This window comes from Streptomyces dengpaensis (assembly GCF_002946835.1).
Lineage (GTDB): Bacteria > Actinomycetota > Actinomycetes > Streptomycetales > Streptomycetaceae > Streptomyces > Streptomyces dengpaensis.
Genome location: NZ_CP026652.1, coordinates 8,406,197 through 8,424,103, shown reverse-complemented (window position 1 = coordinate 8,424,103; position 17,907 = coordinate 8,406,197). Strand labels below are relative to the sequence as shown.

The window sequence follows — 17,907 nt, the reverse complement described above, 5'->3', positions numbered from 1 at the left end:
TTCCTGTCAGTGGGTCTCGTACTGGTCGTGTGGGGTGGCGCGCGCCCACACCGCTTCGAACGCCTCGGTGCACAGCTTGGCGGCGGCCGGGTCGTCCGTAATCTCCTCCCCGGTCCAGGATCCATCGCCGGCGAAGTGGTTCCAGTGGACCCACTGATCGTCGAACAGCCAGAAGTCGTTTCCCGGCAGGGCGATGTCGGATGCCCGGCGGCGCGGCAGCCATCGCACCTGCTCGCCTGCGGCGACGTTGGTGAAGGTGCCGTCGTACAGGAACTTCGTGTACTCGCTGACCGGTTCGGACACGATCCGGGCCCGACGCACCACGATGCCGCGGCCCACGGTCTCCTGGATCAGGTCGAGCCACTGCCGCCACCACGACTCTCGGTCGGATGGGTCGTGGCGGAAACCGTTCCGCCACTCGGCGAACGGGCCCTCTTCGTAGTCGACGGCGTAGGAGTCGCGCATCTCCAAGTGCTCAGCAGAGTGCCTGCAGTTCGCGATCAGCTCATCGAATGTCGGCACGCTCGACGGCATCGCACGCCTCCCTGATCATGTGCACCATCCTGGCCGGGATACGGATCACGGCCTCGCTTTCCGGGATCCCCTTCCCGTGCCCGGGCACCTCGAACGCGGCGCATTCCGCTTCCTTCGGTGCCTGGCTTCCAGCCCTGGAAGACGAGTTCCTTCTTCTCCTGGTCAACCCACACTGTGGGACTCTGCTTGTCCCCGGTGTTCGGGTCGATGCCGATGAACAGTAGCGACATGGCTGCCTCCGTCTATGGGATGTGCAGTTGTGTGCAACACCGTCATCCCATAGGGCTAGTCGGTCAAGAGGGCAAAACGGCCATCACTCTGGTCTGGCGCAGGTTCATAGACAGATCTGCACATTGCTGGCTGTGTTGCACATCGGGCTTCTAGCGTCGTGGCCAGCGGAAGCCCGACCACTCTGCCCGTGCACACGCCGCGCTCCGGTGTCTGGGCAGGCCCACGCCAGCGGAGGCACGCGGATGAAGACGACCATGGACCCGCCGATCACGCTCGAACTCCCCCTCAGCGAACCCGCCCCCGCATCGGGCTGTGGTGTCTGCGGGGCGCTGGCCCGGCAGCGGGCCGAGTACACGACCGCAGGGAACCCGTCGCGGGCGACGGACTGCAGCATCGAGATCCGCAACCACCCGCACAAGGGCGGCGCGTCGTGAGCGGCGTAAGGCGGGAGTGGCGCGACTCGGGAAGCGCGTCAGGCCACATCAGATGGTCGCCGACAGCGGCACGTACAACCGCATCCAGACCGCGTACCGCGCCTACATCGACCACGCCACCACGTGCGACGGCTGCGGGCACGGAGAGCGGCGGTGCGCGGAGGCGGACCAGCTGTGGAGGACGTACCGCGCCGCGCGCACCTAGCCCCCGCCCGACCCCGTACCCCCGTGAGCTCTGGGGGCGGGCGGGACCAGGCCCCGGCCGGACCGGAATCCCGGCCGGGGCCGCTTCATTCCCACGAAGCACTTTCGTCATCTTCACTGCTTTTCTGTACCGCCGCTGCAATCATCCGTCCTCAAGCACTGAGTCCTTGGGGGACAACTTGGCCTGGCTCACAAACAGGACCAAGGCTTCGGCGTAGTCGTATGGCGTCCGATTTGTGGCTAAGCAAGGTCGACTTCGGCAAGATCGAAAACCTTCGCAACGCGCCATGCCGCGGGAGGGGGCGGCGGCATCCCGCCATGGTGCGAAACCGCCGCCCGCCCTCCGGCCCAGCCCTTGCTTCACCTATCGAGATTCGATAGATTCCCATCGTAGCTCGATGGAAGGATGGGTCATGGGAAAGCTGGCAGTGCGCGCGCTGCGCGCCGTGCTCGTGGTGGTGCTCACCGGCACCGTGTTCGTACAGGCATTGATGGTGTGGGCGTTGGTCAGCGGGAGCGACCCGGAGGACGGGTCGCTCCCGCTGACCCCGCTGCGCGTGATCACGATCCTGGGCATCGGGACGGCCCAGGTCGCCCTGGTCTGTGTATGGCGACTGGTAACGATGGTGCGACGCGGAACCGTGTTCTCCCACGCCGCCTTCCGGTACGTGGACGTCATCATCGGCGCGATCGTTGCGGCTGCTCTCGTGTGGTTCGCAGTCACGGTCCTCAACGCGCCGGGCCAGCGGGACGACCCGGGCGTCACCCTCATCATGGGCGGGATTGGCGTGGCCATCCTGGGAGTCGCGCTCATCGTGCTCGTGCTGCGGATGCTGCTCGCCCAGGCCGTCGCCCGCGACGTCGAAGCGGCGCAGATGCAGGCCGAGTTGGACGAGGTGATCTGATGCCGATCGCCGTCGACATCGACGTGATGCTGGCCAGGCGGAAGATGTCCGTGGGCGAACTCGCTGACCGCGTAGGGATCACGCCCGCCAACCTGGCGGTACTCAAGAACGGCCGCGCCAAGGCGGTGCGCTTTGCGACGCTCGCCGCGCTCTGCGAGGTGCTCAAGTGCCAGCCAGGCGATCTGCTTCGCTGGGAGGCCGAGGACACCGCGGGCGAATGAACCGTGCCTGCCGACGCGTCATCGCCGATCCCGCTTGCCTTTGACCAACTCCGCGAGCATCCCGGGGCCGTACCCGGGGAGATCCCGGGCCTGCTGGAGCGTCTGGCCGAGGTGCCCGACCCTCGCAATCCGCGCGGCGTACGGCACGCTCTGGTCGTCATGCTTGCGCTGACCGCGTGCGCGGTTCTGGCCGGAGCGACCTCCCTGCTGGCGGTGGGTGAGTGGATCACCGACGCCCCGCCGTCCGTCCTGGAGCATCTCGGCGTACGGCCCGATCCGCTCTTCCCGAAGCGGTGCCTGCCGGCGGAGGCGACGGTGCGTCGGCTGCTGGGCCGCATCGACGGCGACGCGTTGGACCGGGCGGTGGGCCGCTGGCTGGCCGACCGGCGCGCTGGGGCCGACGGCCGGCTGCACGCAGTGGCGGTCGACGGCAAGACCCTACGCGGAGCGGCCAGGGCCACGGGCCGCAAGATTCATCTACTCGCCGCCTGTGACCACCTCTCCGGCCTGGTCCTGGCCCAACTCGACGTTGGCGAGAAGACCAACGAGATCACCTGCTTCCAGCCTCTGCTGGAGACCCTCGCCGATCTGGCGGGCGTGGTCGTGACCAGCGACGCCATGCACACCCAGCGCGAGCACGCCAGCTACCTGCTCGGCCGAGGCGCGCAGTACTTCGTGATCGCGAAAGGGAACCAGAAGAAGCTCCACAAGCAGCTCAAATCCCTTCCCTGGAAGCAGATCCCGCTGCAGGGCCGCACCCACGACACCGGCCACGGACGCGGTGAGATCCGCCGCATCAAGGTGTGCACGGCGAACAGCCTGCTCTTTCCCGGCGCCCGCCAGGCCATCCAGCTCAAACGCCGCCGAATGGACCGCAAGACCGGCAAGGTCAGCATCAAGACCGTCTACGCGGTCACCAGCCTCACTGCGGAACAGGCCACACCCGCCGAGCTCGCTCGGCTGATCCGCAGCCACTGGAAGATCGAAGCCCTGCACCACGTCCGAGACGTGACGTTCGCCGAGGACGCCTCCCAGCTGCGGCTCCGCACCCCGCGCCATGGCGACCTGGCGCAACCTCGCCATCGGCGCCCTTCGCCTCGCCGGGAAGAGCAGCATCGCCGCCGGCCTCCGGCGCAACGCCCGCGACGCCAGCCGACCTCTCGCCCTCCTCGGACTCACATGATCACGAAACGGACGTCACGCGACTACGCCGAAGCCCTGACCGTGGAGGGACTTCGTGAAGTCCGTACCTGCGCGATGGGGTGCAGGCGGGCGGTGTTGCCCATCCCCTCCACCGTCACCAGGTCCTCGGCGTCCGGCACCGGCTGCACAGCCGTCCACTGCTTGAGCTCCACCACCACATAGGACGGCTCGCCTGTGACGGGGTGGGCGCCGGCCAGCAGGGCGTCGACCCGGTAGTTGGAGAGCGGCACCGGATACTCGATGAGGACCTCGACGTCCCCCAGGCCCGCGTCGAGCAGGGTGTGGGCGAGCGCGGGAAGACTGTTGCCCCACGACCTCTTCTCACTCACCCCGGCCTCAAAGCCGTAGGTGAACCGGAACTGCGTGGCCAGGCTCTCCACCAGCGAGCCGGCACCCACCGCCTCCACCACGGGCCGCGAAAAACAGAGATCACTCTAACTGCCGCTACTGACAACCGGCAGGGCCTCTCCCTCCACCGCCGCCATCCCTCCAGGCCGGCAGGTCAATCCAGGGCTTCGGCCTCGATGATGTCCTCGAGGTGGGTGCCGTGAGCCCAATGCTGCAACTCCCTGGCCGCCTACGTCGAGACCTACTACCGGGCGCCCGACGACCGCTTCCTCCCCCCACATGGCCACCCACGCCTAAAGCCCAAGACCGGGAAGTTAGGGTCCGTCGGTGCTGGTCAGGAGGGTGACGTCGATGGTCACGGCGGTTTTGTGTCCGACGCTGCCTTTGGTCTTGTCGTAGGCGTAGGGCGACAGGGTGCGTTTGACGCAGCGGGGGCTGGTGCGTGAACGACGCCTGGCAGGTGCGAGGTTGCGGGCGTGGACCAGGACTGCCGTGAGGTCGGCCGGGTCGGACGATCTGGCGGTGATCACCGTCAGCCGAACCGTGTGCAGTGCGACGGTCAACGAGAGCCTGTCCGGGTCCAGGCGAGCGGTGGCGGCGGCTTCGATGAGGGCTCGCAGGGTGGTCTGATAGAGCACCAGCAGTGCATAGAGCTCGTGCTCAACGCCACCCACGGTGTGGGAACGAAGGACACGGTCCGCTCCGCGCAGGGTCACTTTCACTCCGTAGTAGGACTCGGTGTCAGGCGCGGCGGGCGGCGACGCGGGCCGGAGTCGGCCAGCGCACGTCGTGCACCCAGCCGAGGCGTTCGAGGAGGCGGATGACGGCGGCCGACGGGTCGAGCTGGCCGCGGTCGACGCCGTGGCGGGCGCTGGTGGGGTCGGCGTGGTGGAGGCTGTGCCAGCTCTAGCCGAACGAGAGCAGGGCGAGCGGCCACAGGTTGGTGGCCCGGTCGTGGCGCCGGGTGCGGAAGGGGCGCTCACCGATCATGTGGCAGATGGAGTTCACGCTCCACGTGACGTGGTGGAGCAGCGCTATGCGGACAAGTCCCGCCCACAGCAGGGCGGTTACGCCGTGCAGCCAGGAGCCGCCGATGGCCCAGCCCGCCGCGAACGGCAGGGCGAGCGTGAGGACGCACAGCGCCGGGAAGTCGCGGTTGACGGCACGGATGTCGCGGTCGCCAGGAGATCGGGCCGTAACGTTCGGCGGGCGTACGGTCGTTGCGGAACAGCCAGCCGACGTGCGCGTGCAGCAGTCCGCACAACTGGCCGCGCAGATGCGTGCCGTAGCGGTACGGCGAGTGCGGGTCGCCGGGGCGGTCCGCGAAGGCGTGATGGCGGCGGTGGATGGCGACCCAGCCGATGACATCGCCCTGGAAGCTCATCGAACCGGCCACCGCGAGCGCGATGCGCACGGGGCGGACGGCCCGGTAGCCGCCGTGGGTGAGGCCGCGGTGGAAGCCGACCGTGACGCCCCGGCCGGTGACGGTGTAGAGGACGAGCGCGAGGACGATGTCGGCCGGGTGGATGAGCCGGCCCCACAGCAGCCAGCCAGGCGATCGCCACGAACGGCAGGACGACGATCACCGCAGTGACGGCGGCGTACAGTCGCTCACCGCCGTCGCGCGGGTGCCGGGCCGTCCGGCGGGAAGGGGGACGTCCCGTCGTAGCCTTCGGGTGTCGGAACGGTGTCCGGCGGTGTGACCGTCCCGGACGTGGTGGACTGAGCGGCATGCGTGACTCCTTGGCCTGGATGCTGACGGCGCGGCCGGGGTCACGGGCTGCCCCTGTGGGGATGGGTGGCGTGCTGCGGAAGGAATGTGGTCTGGTGGACTCACTAGGGCACGAGAGGGCGCTCCGGGCCGGTCCGAGTTCCGGCATACGGAAGGCACTCACCTCCTGCACCCTACTCCCGCCTGGGTAACAACTGCGTCTGCTCGCAAGCGGCATCGCGTTGACACGGGTCGATGCCGGACGTTAACTGGCGGCACGGCTCAGAGCCATGCCGCTTCGGAAATCTGGCACGCACAGGAAAGCGGCACTTGATGATGTACGACCAGACACGCGCTCAACAGCCTGCGGACCGGCCCCGCGACATCGCGGGACGCCGCGCCCCCGGCCCGGCACCCCTGTTCCCGTCGGTCGAGCGGGACAAGATCATCCGGCGCCTCGGACGGGCCGTCAACACCTTCCCCGACACTCCGCGTGAGTCACTGGAGGAAGCCCAAGGCGCCTTCGACGAGACCATCGCCCAGCTCATGGAGGCCCTCGCCGAACAGCGGCGTACCCTCCGTGCGGGCTGGCAGGACCACGATCCCGAGACACAGTCCGCCGAACTCCACCTCGCGTTGAGACAGTACCGGGAGATCACTCAACGCCTGCTCCGCCTCTAGACCGGTGGTTTGTCAGACCGGGCAGTAGAGATAAAGAGATCTGCCGCTGCCGACGGTGTTGATCAGTTCCTGGAGGGCCGCGGGTGGGGGCTTCGTAGACCATACCCGCCAGTAGCGTTGCAGCACGGCCCAGGGCGTCAACCAGACACGGACGGCCCGGCGCGCTTGGGGCCAACAGGCCGGCTGGGGCTGCTGGGGCTTCGGTTCTCCCCCTCTCTCACGGGCCTGGCATGGCGTCAGGACCGGGTGGCGGGTCGGCCGGCGTGGGCGGGGGCGGAGCGAACCAGGTGTTCCGCAGCCCGTAGATCCGGACGATCTCGGCGAGGGCGGCGGGCGGGTAGGGCGATTCGGCGACACTTGCTGCTTGTCCGCGGGGCGCAGCGCCTTCAGGCCCGCGGGTGTCGACCAAGGCCGCCCGAGCTGTGCGACCCGATCGCCGCAGAGACCGATGCCGCCGCCCGGAAGCGCCCAGGGCCACGCGGAGTCGCCCGGACCCTGCTCCCGCCCATGCGCCCGCCCCTGGCCCCGCCCGTCGCGACCGGCTGCCGGACTGCCCCGGTGTGCTAAACAGGGAGCAACCAAAGGGGCATTTTGCAGCAGCTCACGCTCGGAATCATGTCGCAGACCCGCAAGGAAAACGAGCATCGTCTGCCCGTTCACCCCGCTCATTTCGACCGCATCGACGCCGGTCTCCGCAAGCGCATCTACCTCCAGGAAAACTACGGAGAGTATTTCGGCGTCCCAGACAGCCAGCTCGCCCCGCTCGTCGCGGGCTTCCGCACGCGCGAGGAACTCATCGCCGGCTGCGATGTCATCCTGCTGGCCAAACCGCTCCACGAAGACCTGGCGGAACTGCGCGAGGGCCAGGTTTTGTGGGGCTGGCCGCACTGTGTCCAGGACAAGAAGGTCACCCAGACCGCCATCGACCGGCGGCTGACCCTGATCGCCTTCGAAGCGATGAACCACTGGACCCGCAGCGGCGCCTTCAACCTGCACGTCTTCCACAAGAACAACGAGCTGGCCGGGTACTCCTCGGTCCTGCACGCCATGCAACTGACCGGCGTGACAGGCGACTACGGACGGCGTCAGCGCGCAGTCGTCATCGGCTTCGGCGCGACCGCCCGCGGCGCAGTGACCGCGCTCAGCGCCCTGGGCGTGCACGACGTCGACGTGCTCACCGCGCGTGGCGTCACCGCCGTCAGCTCCCCCATCCACTCCGCGCGGATCGTCCACTTCGACCACGACAAAGCCGACGACACCCTCAACCCACGACGCAGTGTCGCCCTCACCGAGGACGGCCCGCTGCCGCTGGCCGAGTTCCTCGCCGGGCACAACATCATCGTCAACTGCGTGCTGCAGGACACCGACGCGCCGCTGATGTTCCTGATAGACGAGGACCTGCCCAAGCTGGCCCCCGGCACCCTGGTCATCGACGTCTCCTGCGACGAGGGCATGGGCTTCGACTGGGCCCGGCCCACCACCTTCACCGACCCGATGTTCACCGTCGGCGACCACGTCAGGTACTACGGGGTGGACCACAGCCCCTCCTACCTGTGGAACTCCGCGACCTGGGAGAACAGCGAGGCCCTCCTGCCGTATCTGGACGCCGTGCTCCAGGGCCCCGACGGCTGGGACGCCGACGACACGATCCGGCGCGCCATCGAGATCCGCCGGGGCGTCGTCCAGAACCTCAAGGTGCTCGCCTTCCAGCACCGCACCGCGGAGTACCCGCACGCCCACGAGGAGAGCCGGGCGGCGTCGCTGCCCTAGACGAGTTGATCCGAAGTGGTCAGCGAAGGGAGTCGGTGACGAATCGTGCCCGCTTCGCGACGGAGGTGAGGGGAAGGTGTACCAGCTCGTAGCCGTAGGCGGTGTACGTCGTGACCATTGACTCGTAGGTGCGCTCGGCCTCCTGGTAGGACTGCCTGCGCTCGCTGTCTTGTTCGTAGATCTCCGGCCAGGGGGGTGCGATGAACACGCGGTGGTGGTACCGAAACCTCTGCGCGGTCATAGACCCGCCCGTCCCCGTACCCCGTGAGCTCTAGGGGCGGACGGGACCAAGCCCCGGCCGGACGCCGACCCGGCCGGGGCCCCTCATGCTCAGACCTGCTTGGCCTCAGCGACACCGCTGTTGCAGACGCCGCATCGCCTACAACGAGATCCACGCGGACGAGAAGAAGGAGACCGACAACGGCTCCTGCTACCGCTCACGCGACTGGCGCGACACGCTCGCGGCGGCCGGGATCGCCCATGAGCGAACCCGGCCCTACCGGCCCCAGACCAATAGCAAGGTCGAACGCCTCAACCGCACCCTGCTCGACGAATGGGCCTACGCCCGCCCCCCTACCGCAGCGAACAGGAACGACGAGACGCCTTCCCGCAGTGGCTGCACACCTGCAATCACCACCGCTGAAGGCCAACCACCCGCCAGCCGCAGCACGGCGCCGGGGGGTGATCTTTGCGAGGCAACCAGGCAGGGGAAGGTCAATCTCGGCTGGAAGGTCGGCCTGCGTCCCGGAGTGTGGCGTCGCCGCAGTCTTTCGGGTGTGGGGAATTGGCAGGTGTCCATTCCGCACCTGTGTCATTCTGGCTGGCTGGCCATGGGACGGAGGAAGCGGAGACGACATGGCAGCACGTACGTACGAGCCCTGACCTGCGCCGGTCGTCACAGCGGTGGCCGGTGTGCTCGGCGACACCGAACAGGGGCTGACCGGGCGGGAGATCGGCCAGCTGCTGACGGCCGTGAGGGTGCCGGAGGTGGAGGCCGGCAACAAGCGGGACTGAGGTTCCCCCGTTGTGCGGGAGGTGCTGATCAGCTGGTCAGGGCAGGGTGACGGGGTTTCAGGTTCGCTTGTTCGGCCGACGCCTGGTCGGTGTAGTACTTCTCCTCGAACTCGATGGGGCTGAGCCAGCCGAGCCGGGCTTGGATGCGCCGGCTGTTATAGAAGCCGTCGATGTACTCGAAGAGTGCAAGGTTCGCCTCGGCGCGAGTGGCGAAGACGCGGCCGCGGACGCACTCGGTCTTGATCAGTATCCACAGGTTCTCGGCCAGAGCGTTGACGCGTAGGAGTCCCCGACGGACCCCATGGATGCCTCAATTCCCGCTCGCAGCAGGCGTGTTGTGAGCTTGATGGATGTGTATTGGCAGCCGTGGTCCGCGTGGTGAATGAGCTGTCCGGGCTCGACCTCCCGGCTGGCCAGGGCGTACTCCAGCGTGGACAGACCAGGTCTGCGTCAGCGCGGGCCGAGGTCTCCCACGCGACGACGCGTCGGGAGAACGCGTCGCGGATCGCGGACAGCCACAAGGGGCCTTCGCCGGTGGAGATCATGGTGAGGTCGGTGACCCACAGTCGGTTCGGCGCGAATGCGGTGAAGTCCCGCTGCACCAGGTCCGGGGCCAGAGTGGCCTTGGAATCCCGGCGGGTGAAGCCTATGCGGCGCGGGCTGATGCCCGCGAGTCCGTCCTCGCGCATCAGGCGCTCGACCCGCTTGCGGCCGACGTGCACGCCCTCACGCTTCAGGACGGCGTGCACGCGCGGCGAGCCGTAGGTCCCGCCGGAGTCGGCATGGATCCGCTGGATCTTCTCCGTCAGCTCCGCGTCCTGGCGGCGCCGCTCGCACGGCTCCTTCTCGGCGCGGCGCCAGCGGTAGTAAGTGGAGGAAGCGATGTGCAGTTCCCGGAGTACGGGCTCGACCCCCAGGTGTGGGTGCTCGTCGAGGAGAACGGCCACCTGGGCCGGGTCGGGTCGAGCTGTGCGGCGAAAAAAGCCGAGGCAGTCCGCAGCACCTCATTCGCCCGCTTGAGCTGGGCGTTCTCCTTGCGCAGGGGCGAGTTCCTCGCGCTCGCCGGTGGTCAGCCGGTCGTCGCGTTCGCCGGCATCGGCCTCGGCCTGACGGATCCAGGTCCGCAGGGCCTCCGGATGGACTCCGAGGTCGACGGCCAGCCGCTTGATCTGCGGCTTCGGCTCCGTGGTGCGATACATCCGCACCGCACGCTCACGCAACTCCAGTGGGTACTTTCAAGGCCGCGTAGTTAAGGCGAGATCGCGGCTGTCAAGGGGGCGGGGCGGATCGGGGCATGTGGCGCACATGGGGACGGGACTCCTGGTAGAGCGAGGAAGCCGACGAAGGTCTTCCGGCTCGAAGGAGTCCCGTTGCCCAACCAGTGTGCCACCAGCGTGCTCACGCGCACCGTTACCGTCGCCGAGGGCGTGTACGCGCCCGGACATCTGGGGGAACTGACCCGGCAGTTCCCGTTCGAACTCGTCGATGACGTTCTGATCCAGACGCGCACCATGCAGGCGAGAGTGCGGAGGCTGCCGTCGCGGGCGGGCGTGTACTTCGTCCTGGCCATGGCGCTCTTCCCGGGCCTGGGATACGCGCGGGTGTGGGACAAACTCAGCGCCGGCCTGCGGCAGTTGTGCATGCGGCGCCCGTCGGAGAAGGCCCTGCGTGACCTGCGTCGCCGTCTTGGGGCGGCTCCGCTGGAGCAGCTGTTCACTGCCCTGGCCGGTCCTGTCGCCGGGCCCCGGACCCCGGGCGTGTGCTACCGGCACTGGAGGACCGTCGCCTTCGACGGATGCAGCTCCGCCAAGGCCCCCGACCGGCCGCGGGTGTGCGCCTGGCTCGGCAAGCACAAGCACCGCTACGGGCAGGAGGGCTACCCGATGCTGAAGCTCATGGTGCTGTGTGAGACAGGGACCCGAGCCCTGCTCGGCGCGGTCTTCGGACCGGTGCCGCAGAAGGAGACCGCGTATGCCGAGCAGCTCCTGCCGTTGCTGGACGACAGCATGCTGTTGTTGAACGACCGGGGCTTCGACACCGACGACTTCCTGGCCAAGGCCGCGGCCAACGGCGCCCAGCTCCTCGTCCGGTTCAAGGGAGCGCGCACCCCGGCCCGCTGGGCGCTGCTGCCCGACGGAACATACCTGACCCGGATCAACGGGGTCCGGTTGCGGATCATCGACTCGCACATCGCGGTGACCACCGTCAAAGGGCTGCGGCTGCGGGGGCACTACCGGTTGGCCACCACTTTCCTCGATCACCGCCGCCATCCCGCCGCCGAGCTGGAAAATCGAGGCACACTTCGGGCCACTGGGGCAGTTCACTCTGGCCCATTCCCACCACCCCAACCACCCCATCCAGACCCGGGAGCTGCACCGTTATCTGCGCTGGCGCAACGCCAACGCCCGGCACCCCGAGGTCCTGGCCGCCCAGCGCCGCGAACGTGCCCGCATCCGTAGCGAGAAGGACATCCGCTGGGGACGCCCCACCGTCGGCTATCGGCGTCTGAACGGTCAGTCCGGCAAGGCCGGGCTGGTCAGCGGCGCGGGGTGATCTCCTTCGGGCCGTAGAGGGCCGCGGCCTCCCCGGTGACCAGAGCCCAGTAACGGTCGCCAAAGGACCAGTGCCACCATTCCGTCGGGTAGTTCACCAGGCCCGCAGCGGTGAGCACAGAGCCCAGCAGCTTCCGGTTGGCGCGGGCCTCCTCGCTGATGTTGAGGGCGTCGGTGTAGCAGGCGCCCTCGCTCTCCTCCGGGTCCGCGTTCATCCGTGTGCCCAGATCCAGCTCGCGCCCGCTGGTGTCGGCCAGGGTGAGGTCGACGGCCGCGCCCGCACTGTGCGGGGCAATGTCGGGCGGGGACACATAGCGGCTCGCCGCCGAGTGGATCTGCTCGTCGAGCCACTCAGGGTGGCTGACGCGCAGCTGATTGGCGTACTCCTCGAAGTATGCCCGCTGGAGTGAGGGCGGCCGGTACCCCTCGACGAACAGCAGCCGCAGGCCCCGCGGAAGCATCGCCTGGGCCTTGAGTAGCCGATCCAGCACGCCATCCCGCAGGTACGCGAAGGCATCTGCCGGATCCTGTTTGCGTGCGTCGACCAGCAACGAGCCGCCGCGGCGCACGTCCACGAGACGTTCGCCGCATTCCATGACGGGTATCGCGGTGACCTTCGGGTCCGACATCAAGACGATCTCATTCATGACGCGATCATCTCGCACGCCTCAACCCGGCGAACATACGACGACCCGGAATGGGCCCAGGGGATCGCCGAGAGCGCGAACAGGGAGGAGGACGCCGCCCGGCGCGCCGCAGTCGCGTCCCTGGACCTGCCAGGACTGTCGGAAGACCTGATCGAGACGGAGCAATTCCGGGCCATGGCCGTGGAGTTGGCCACCGCCGGACACATGCCCTACGGCCCGAACGACGTCGACTACACGCAGACGCCGGGATTCCACATCTATCCCAGCGCAGAGCCGAGTACGGCCAAGGTGGCGCGGCTGCTGGAGCCTTGGGGGGCGATCCGGCGCGGAGCCCGCTTCGAGGCGCCCGAACGCGAAGTCGCGCGCTACGACGAGGACATGGAGGCCTGCGCACGGCTCCTAAGCAGCCCGGGCCGGACGGTGACCGTCAGGCTGGACGGCATCCTGGTCACGTTCGGCGATCCGCCGACCAGGCCCTGACCTGCACTTTTCGGGGTGGGGCAGCGCCGAGAAAAGCGGAGGGCCACGAGAAGCGGCCGATCGAGGCGTACGTCCGCGCCGACCTGGTCGGCCGGGACGCGTGGACGCGGTTCCTGTCCCTGATCGAGAACCGCCAGCGCCAGTGCATGTCGACCAAGGACACGCTCAAGGCGGCCGAACTCTCGCTGATCGGGATGGACGAGGTCGAGCAGAAGCAGGCCGCGCGCGGCGCCCTGGGCCTCAAGCGTGGGACGGGCAAGCGGCTCGGCCGGGCGCAGCAACTCGACGACGCCTCGCTGCGCCGGGCCTCGGCCGGGGGCATGGACCTGGAGCAGATCGCCCAGCTCGCCGAGGTCGAAGACGTGCCCGGCGCGCAGGACCGCCTGCTGCGAGCGCTGGCCCGGGACGAGGACGGCGGCGGGCGCGGCCACTGGGACCAGGAACTCGCGCTGCTGAAGGCCGAGCAGGCCGACCGCGCGGCCCACAAACAGGCCATCGCGGCGCTGGAGATGGCAGGCGTCACCCTTCTGCCAACGCGGCTGTCGTACGGGGAGAAGGACACCGCCCGGCCTCTTTCGGAACTGACCACCGGTCTGGGGAACCCACCAGTCACCCAGGCTGCCCCGGCCACAGCGCGAGGCTCGACGACGAGCACCAGCCGGTGTGCTGCGCCGACCCGGCCGAGCACGGCCACAAGGTGCGCCCCAGCACCGAGGACGAGGCCAAGGCCAAGGCCGCCGAGCGGGCCGCGTGACCGCGTGCAACCGGGCCTGGAAGGCCGCCGCCGGTCCCCGTCAGGAGTTCGTCACCCGGCTGGTGCGCGGCAGCAAAGCCCTGGCGGAGGAGGCCTGGCGTTGCGCCGTCGGGGTGCTGCTGGATGTGCCCCGCTTCTACGGCAAGTGGGCGCAGCGGCAGGAGGCTCCCGAGGAGATGCTGGCGGCGCTGACCGCGTTCCTGGCCCCGTACCGCGACCGAGAACGACGTGCCCCCCATGCGGCCGCATCGCACCGGTAGATGACCCGTTCGAACCTGGCACCACCTCGCCCGGCGGGACCGGGGCGGCTCGCCTTGGAGCCCCCGGCCCCGCCGGGCCGCGCGGACAGGGCTTGGGAGACCGATGCCCCTGCAAACCCGCCCGGGAAGCGGAGCTTCCTGGACGGAGCCCGCCCGCGGCCGGAGCCGGCTCAGCCCAGGCAGGAGTCCTTTGCGGGCCGCCACGAACGCCTCGACCGCCACCTGACTTGCAAATTTAAATTTAGGCTTTAACGTGGATGACACGACCGAATCGGACCGGTGACCGTACATCCGCGCCCGGTCACTGGGCCACCGAAACGATCGGCCGGGCGCCGTCAGCATCCACGCGCCGACCCTTGTACGACGAAATTCGAACAATCCTTGGAGATTCACCATGTCTGAAATGCTTCCGCCGCACTCTCGACGGGCCTTTCTTTCCACCTCGGCCGCTGCGACGGCCGCGGCGGTCGCGGGTTCCTTCAGCCTGTTCCCCGCCCAGTCGGCCGCAGCAGCCGAAAGGGGAGCAGGCCTCCATCCGGCAGCGGGCGGGAGCATCCGTCCCTTCCGTGTTCATTTCCCGGAAAGGGATCTGGTCGATCTCCGCCGGCGCATCGTGTCCACGCGGTGGCCCGAGCACGAGACCGTCACCGATCACTCGCAGGGCGTGCCGCTCGAGACGATGCAGGAGCTAGCGCGCTACTGGGCCTCGGAGTACGACTGGCGCAAGGTCGAGGCGAAACTGAACGCCCTGCCGCAGTTCATCACCGAGATCGACGGGCTGGACATCCACTTCCTCCACGTCCGCTCCAAGCACAAGAACGCTCTGCCACTCATCGTCACCCACGGTTGGCCCGGCTCGATCATCGAACAGCTGAAGATCATCGAACCGCTCACCAACCCCACCGCACACGGCGGCAAGGCATCGGACGCCTTCCATGTCGTGATCCCGTCGCTGCCCGGCTACGGGTTCTCCGACAAGCCGACCACGACCGGCTGGGGCCCCGACCGCATCGCCGGTGCCTGGATAGCACTGATGAAGCGCCTGGGATACACGAAGTATGCGGCGCAGGGCGGCGACTGGGGTGCGCTCATCGTGGATCGCATGGGTGTGCAGAAGCCCCAGGGGCTGGTCGGCATTCACACCAACTTGCCTGGCGTGGTTCCGCCCGACATCGCCAAGGCGCTCGCGACCGGCAGCCCGGTGCCCCCCGGCCTCTCAGACGAGGAAAAGCACGCGTACGAGCAGCTGCAATTCACCTACAAGCACCTCGCCTACGCCCGCATCATGGGGTCGCGCCCGCAGACGCTGACCGGGCTGACAGACTCGCCCATCGGCCTGGCGGCCTTCATGCTCGACCACGACGGGCGCAGCCTGGAACTGATCTCCCGGGCCTTCGCCGGACAGAAGGAAGGCCTGACCCGTGACGACGTCCTCGACAACATCACGCTCTTCTGGCTGACGAACACGGCGGTTTCTGCCGCTCGTCTGTACTGGGAGAACAAATACTCCCTCATCCCCAATGGCGTCTCCATCCCGGTTGCCGTGAGCGCCTTCCCCGACGAGAACTTCCAAGCCCCGAAGAGCTGGGCACAGAAGGCCTACCCCAACCTCATCCACTACAACAAGCTCGACAAGGGCGGGCACTTCGCGGCCTGGGAACAGCCGAAACTCTTCACAGAAGAGCTTCGCGCAGGTTTCCGGCCCCTTCGCTAGCCACCCGTGCGGGCGGGGGCAGGCACATGCCCCGCCCGCACCAGCCCAACCCCCCACACACGGCGGAGCGATTCAACGCTCCCGACACGAAAAGGCAGCAACCATCATGTTCGGCAAACTCGGAGCACCCGAGATCCTGCTCATCCTCGTCGTTGTCATCCTGCTCTTCGGCGCCAAGCGCCTTCCCGGCATGGCGCGCTCGCTCGGGCAGTCCATGCGCATCCTCAAGAGCGAGACCAAGGCCATGCGCACCCGCGAGGACGAGACCACCGCCCAAGGCTCCTCCCCCGCGCAGGCCGACTTTGCGGGCCGGGTCGACTCCGCAAGCCAGATCGCTCCCGCGCGCGACCTCGATACCGCGTCCGGGCCCAAGGACACCACCGCCAGGGCCCACGTCCAGGACGCCGGCGTGCGCTGACGCCCAACGGCGTCCGCGGGAAAGAACCGAGGTCTGCTCGTGCTCTCAGCCATATCCCCGGCCCCCGAGGGGCACATGCCCCTTGCGGGCCACCTCCGCGAACTGCGGAACCGCCTGGTGAAGGCGATCGGCGCGGTCATCGTGACGACCGTTGTCGCGGGGCTGTTCTACATGCCGCTGATCGACTTCGTCATCGCACCTCTGCCGGGCTGCGTCCCCTTGGCCGACGGCGGCACGGCGGGCTCCGGACGATGCGGCGTCATCGCCACCAACGGCCTGCTCTCACCCGTCACCCTCGCCCTCAAGGTGTCGCTGACCGCCGGCCTCATCGGCGCAAGCCCCGTCTGGCTCTACCAGCTATGGAGGTTTCTCGCCCCCGGCCTGCACCGCGGCGAGAAGAGTTACACCCTCGCCTTCCTCGCCACCGGCATCCCCCTCTTCCTGGCCGGGGCCGCGTTCGCCTACGCCGTCCTGCCCACGACAGCACGGGTGCTGATCTCCTTCACCCCCCACCAGGCCACCAACATCCTGCCCGTCGACGACTTCCTCGACCTGGCCACCCGCATGGTCGTCGTCTTCGGCGTCTCCTTTGAACTCCCCCTGCTCCTCGTCATGCTCAACCTGGCCGGCGTCCTCACAGCCCGGCGGATGGCCAGCTGGTGGCGGCACATGGTCCTCGGCATCACCGCGTTCGCCGCCATCGCCACACCCAGCGGCGACCCGCTCAGCATGCTCGCGCTCGCCGGCCCCATCACCGCGCTGTATCTGGCCGCCTGCGCCCTCTCCTGGGCCAACGACCGCCGCCGCGCACGCAAGAACGCGGCAGGCACAGGCCTCGGCCCCGACGAGCCGTCGCCGCTTCCCACCCACCACGAGTCGAACCACCGTTGTTGAGCCCGCTCCGCTCGTGACCCGCACTGCCCAGGAGGCCGCACATGTTCTTCGACATGGGCCCGCTCGAGATACTCACTCTCTTCGTGATCGCGATCGTCGTTCTCGGCCCCGAAAAGCTCCCCAAGGCGATCTCCGAGACATCCGCCCTCATCCGCAAGGTCAGATCCTTCTCCGACAGCGCCCAAAACGAGATCCGCCAAGAACTCGGCCCGGAATTCTCCGATCTCCATCTCCGCGACCTCCATCCACGAGCACTCGCCGAAAAGGCACTCTCCAGGGCCGAGGACGAGACGGGCCTGCACGAGATCACGGCATCCCTCAGCCTCAACGAACCAGCCGACGACGACGATGGGGACCGCCCCGAACGCGGCCTCGTCCACGGCACGCACGCACTGAGCAAACAGCCACGCGCCTGATCCGAGTTCTACGCGAGCCGGCAGGGCTGTTGGCGCCATGCTCCGCCAACGGCCCGCATGGGGGCGGCTTGCGCTGCCGCCCACGCCCTGGTGAGTGGCACGATTCCCCCCGGCCCGCCTTTGACCACAGCACGCTCAGAGCAAAGGAAGAAGGACGACGGACACCAAAGGATCAGTCGTCCCGGTCACGGGGGCCGGACAGGCCGGCGACGCGCCAGCTTTCCCGAATGGTGATGGCCCGCCTGCGGGTTCGCCGCCAACGCGGACGGCCCCGCACCCGGCCAGACGTGGCCATGGCCGACAAGACGTACTCCTCACGCGCCGTCCGTGAACGCCTACGCCGGCGCGAGGTCAGGGCGGTGATCCCCGTCCCGCAGACCAGCGGGGCCACCGTCTGCGCCGGGGCAGCCGGGGCGGCAGACCACCGGCCCTTGACCGCGAGACCTACAAGCAGCGCAACACCGTCGAACGGTTGGCTTCGTAGGTGAAAACGGGGTTCTGGCACAGATCTTGGGG

Annotated in this window: 20 protein-coding genes and 7 pseudogenes; 16 read left to right on the top strand and 11 right to left on the bottom strand. The window is 68.4% G+C overall.

Translation table 11 applies throughout. The features are described 5' to 3' along the window. Positions 1 to 6: 6 nt before the first annotated feature. Together C4B68_RS39320 and C4B68_RS43940 are read right to left on the bottom strand one after the other, a co-directional pair. Positions 7 to 534 carry a DUF6879 family protein gene (locus tag C4B68_RS39320; RefSeq protein WP_099506002.1) on the bottom strand — a complete coding sequence of 176 codons (528 nt, stop codon included), beginning with the start codon at positions 532 to 534 and terminating at the stop codon, positions 7 to 9. Then, positions 506 to 764 (bottom strand): annotated as a pseudogene (locus tag C4B68_RS43940) (hypothetical protein). The gene C4B68_RS39320 and the pseudogene C4B68_RS43940 overlap by 29 nt, the downstream one beginning before the upstream one ends. Before the next feature lie 243 nt (positions 765 to 1,007). On the opposite strand from C4B68_RS43940, the gene C4B68_RS39310 reads away from it, so the two are divergent. The 5 genes from C4B68_RS39310 to C4B68_RS39295 all read left to right on the top strand — a co-directional run bounded on the left by C4B68_RS39310 (position 1,008) and on the right by C4B68_RS39295 (position 3,894). Beyond that, positions 1,008 to 1,199 carry a hypothetical protein gene (locus tag C4B68_RS39310; protein ID WP_099506003.1) on the top strand — a complete coding sequence of 64 codons (192 nt, stop codon included), beginning with the start codon at positions 1,008 to 1,010 and terminating at the stop codon, positions 1,197 to 1,199. Between the two features lie 52 nt (positions 1,200 to 1,251). After that, the gene (locus C4B68_RS42285; protein ID WP_167459257.1) at positions 1,252 to 1,404 is read left to right on the top strand and encodes a hypothetical protein; all 153 of its coding nucleotides are present in this window, start codon (positions 1,252 to 1,254) and stop codon (positions 1,402 to 1,404) included. 412 nt (positions 1,405 to 1,816) lie between these two features. Next, on the top strand, positions 1,817 to 2,308 hold the full coding sequence (locus tag C4B68_RS39305; RefSeq protein WP_099506004.1) for a DUF2975 domain-containing protein: 492 nt from the start codon (positions 1,817 to 1,819) through the stop codon (positions 2,306 to 2,308). After that, positions 2,308 to 2,529 (top strand): helix-turn-helix domain-containing protein, encoded by a 222-nt coding sequence (locus tag C4B68_RS39300; protein WP_054237256.1) that lies wholly within the window; start codon positions 2,308 to 2,310, stop codon positions 2,527 to 2,529. The genes C4B68_RS39305 and C4B68_RS39300 overlap by 1 nt, the downstream gene beginning before the upstream one ends. 3 nt (positions 2,530 to 2,532) lie before the next feature. After that, entirely contained in the window at positions 2,533 to 3,894 is a 1,362-nt protein-coding gene (locus C4B68_RS39295; RefSeq protein WP_306511561.1) for an ISAs1 family transposase, read from the top strand. A gap of 500 nt (positions 3,895 to 4,394) precedes the next feature. On the opposite strand, the gene C4B68_RS39285 is transcribed toward C4B68_RS39295, so the two are convergent. Both C4B68_RS39285 and C4B68_RS45025 read right to left on the bottom strand, forming a co-directional pair. After that, positions 4,395 to 4,796: a hypothetical protein gene (locus C4B68_RS39285; RefSeq protein ID WP_240634632.1), complete on the bottom strand. Its 402-nt coding sequence runs from the start codon at positions 4,794 to 4,796 to the stop codon at positions 4,395 to 4,397. A gap of 190 nt (positions 4,797 to 4,986) precedes the next feature. Then, the gene (locus C4B68_RS45025; protein ID WP_240634631.1) at positions 4,987 to 5,448 is read right to left on the bottom strand and encodes a hypothetical protein; all 462 of its coding nucleotides are present in this window, start codon (positions 5,446 to 5,448) and stop codon (positions 4,987 to 4,989) included. Positions 5,449 to 6,124: 676 nt separating this feature from the next. On the opposite strand from C4B68_RS45025, the gene C4B68_RS39275 reads away from it, so the two are divergent. Next, positions 6,125 to 6,472, top strand: a complete 348-nt coding sequence (locus C4B68_RS39275) for a hypothetical protein (RefSeq protein ID WP_099506006.1) — start codon at positions 6,125 to 6,127, stop codon at positions 6,470 to 6,472. A 34-nt stretch (positions 6,473 to 6,506) separates the two neighbouring features. Here the strand turns inward: C4B68_RS39275 and C4B68_RS44955 are convergent. Further along, positions 6,507 to 6,848, bottom strand: a pseudogene (locus tag C4B68_RS44955) (IS701 family transposase); the annotation flags it as partial. Between the two features lie 215 nt (positions 6,849 to 7,063). Here C4B68_RS44955 and C4B68_RS39270 point away from each other — a divergent pair. After that, complete coding sequence (locus C4B68_RS39270; RefSeq protein ID WP_099506007.1) at positions 7,064 to 8,242, top strand: N(5)-(carboxyethyl)ornithine synthase; 1,179 nt, start codon at positions 7,064 to 7,066, stop codon at positions 8,240 to 8,242. Positions 8,243 to 8,261: 19 nt separating this feature from the next. On the opposite strand, the gene C4B68_RS39265 is transcribed toward C4B68_RS39270, so the two are convergent. Continuing rightward, positions 8,262 to 8,483 carry an AAA family ATPase gene (locus tag C4B68_RS39265; RefSeq protein WP_099506008.1) on the bottom strand — a complete coding sequence of 74 codons (222 nt, stop codon included), beginning with the start codon at positions 8,481 to 8,483 and terminating at the stop codon, positions 8,262 to 8,264. A 130-nt stretch (positions 8,484 to 8,613) separates the two neighbouring features. Here C4B68_RS39265 and C4B68_RS39260 point away from each other — a divergent pair. Further along, positions 8,614 to 8,882 (top strand): annotated as a pseudogene (locus C4B68_RS39260) (integrase core domain-containing protein); the annotation flags it as partial. A 402-nt stretch (positions 8,883 to 9,284) separates the two neighbouring features. On the opposite strand, the gene C4B68_RS44950 reads toward C4B68_RS39260, so the two are convergent. The 3 genes and pseudogenes from C4B68_RS44950 to C4B68_RS39245 all read right to left on the bottom strand — a co-directional run bounded on the left by C4B68_RS44950 (position 9,285) and on the right by C4B68_RS39245 (position 10,482). Further along, entirely contained in the window at positions 9,285 to 9,506 is a 222-nt protein-coding gene (locus C4B68_RS44950) for an IS3 family transposase (protein ID WP_420824039.1), read from the bottom strand. Continuing rightward, a pseudogene (locus tag C4B68_RS44945) lies at positions 9,412 to 10,209 on the bottom strand (IS3 family transposase); the annotation flags it as partial. The gene C4B68_RS44950 and the pseudogene C4B68_RS44945, both read right to left, overlap by 95 nt. A 51-nt stretch (positions 10,210 to 10,260) precedes the next feature. Then, positions 10,261 to 10,482 carry a transposase gene (locus tag C4B68_RS39245; protein ID WP_306511563.1) on the bottom strand — a complete coding sequence of 74 codons (222 nt, stop codon included), beginning with the start codon at positions 10,480 to 10,482 and terminating at the stop codon, positions 10,261 to 10,263. 144 nt (positions 10,483 to 10,626) lie between these two features. Here C4B68_RS39245 and C4B68_RS39240 point away from each other — a divergent pair. Beyond that, a pseudogene (locus C4B68_RS39240) lies at positions 10,627 to 11,541 on the top strand (transposase domain-containing protein); the annotation flags it as partial. Next, positions 11,537 to 11,809: pseudogene (locus C4B68_RS43925) on the top strand (hypothetical protein); the annotation flags it as partial. The pseudogenes C4B68_RS39240 and C4B68_RS43925, both read left to right, overlap by 5 nt. Here the strand turns inward: C4B68_RS43925 and C4B68_RS39230 are convergent. Together C4B68_RS39230 and C4B68_RS43920 are read right to left on the bottom strand one after the other, a co-directional pair. Further along, a complete protein-coding gene (locus C4B68_RS39230; protein WP_099506011.1) occupies positions 11,793 to 12,455 on the bottom strand; it encodes a M15 family metallopeptidase in 663 nt (220 codons plus the stop codon). The pseudogene C4B68_RS43925 and the gene C4B68_RS39230 sit on opposite strands and share 17 nt — an antisense overlap. 365 nt (positions 12,456 to 12,820) lie before the next feature. Further along, positions 12,821 to 13,420, bottom strand: coding sequence for a hypothetical protein (locus C4B68_RS43920; protein WP_240634630.1), 600 nt, complete (start codon positions 13,418 to 13,420; stop codon positions 12,821 to 12,823). A 265-nt stretch (positions 13,421 to 13,685) separates the two neighbouring features. Here C4B68_RS43920 and C4B68_RS43915 point away from each other — a divergent pair, with 265 nt between their 5' ends. The 6 genes and pseudogenes from C4B68_RS43915 to C4B68_RS42585 form a co-directional block, all read left to right on the top strand. Next, positions 13,686 to 13,949, top strand: a complete 264-nt coding sequence (locus tag C4B68_RS43915) for a hypothetical protein (RefSeq protein ID WP_240634629.1) — start codon at positions 13,686 to 13,688, stop codon at positions 13,947 to 13,949. A gap of 394 nt (positions 13,950 to 14,343) precedes the next feature. Further along, entirely contained in the window at positions 14,344 to 15,663 is a 1,320-nt protein-coding gene (locus C4B68_RS39220) for an epoxide hydrolase family protein (protein ID WP_099506012.1), read from the top strand. A 106-nt stretch (positions 15,664 to 15,769) separates the two neighbouring features. Next, positions 15,770 to 16,081 carry a Sec-independent protein translocase subunit TatA gene (gene tatA, locus C4B68_RS39215; RefSeq protein ID WP_099506013.1) on the top strand — a complete coding sequence of 104 codons (312 nt, stop codon included), beginning with the start codon at positions 15,770 to 15,772 and terminating at the stop codon, positions 16,079 to 16,081. A gap of 75 nt (positions 16,082 to 16,156) precedes the next feature. Further along, a complete protein-coding gene (gene tatC / locus C4B68_RS39210) occupies positions 16,157 to 16,975 on the top strand; it encodes a twin-arginine translocase subunit TatC (RefSeq protein ID WP_099506014.1) in 819 nt (272 codons plus the stop codon). 41 nt (positions 16,976 to 17,016) lie between these two features. Then, positions 17,017 to 17,391, top strand: a complete 375-nt coding sequence (locus C4B68_RS39205) for a twin-arginine translocase TatA/TatE family subunit (protein WP_099506015.1) — start codon at positions 17,017 to 17,019, stop codon at positions 17,389 to 17,391. 230 nt (positions 17,392 to 17,621) lie between these two features. Next, positions 17,622 to 17,863 (top strand): annotated as a pseudogene (locus C4B68_RS42585) (IS5/IS1182 family transposase); the annotation flags it as partial. Positions 17,864 to 17,907: the final 44 nt, after the last annotated feature.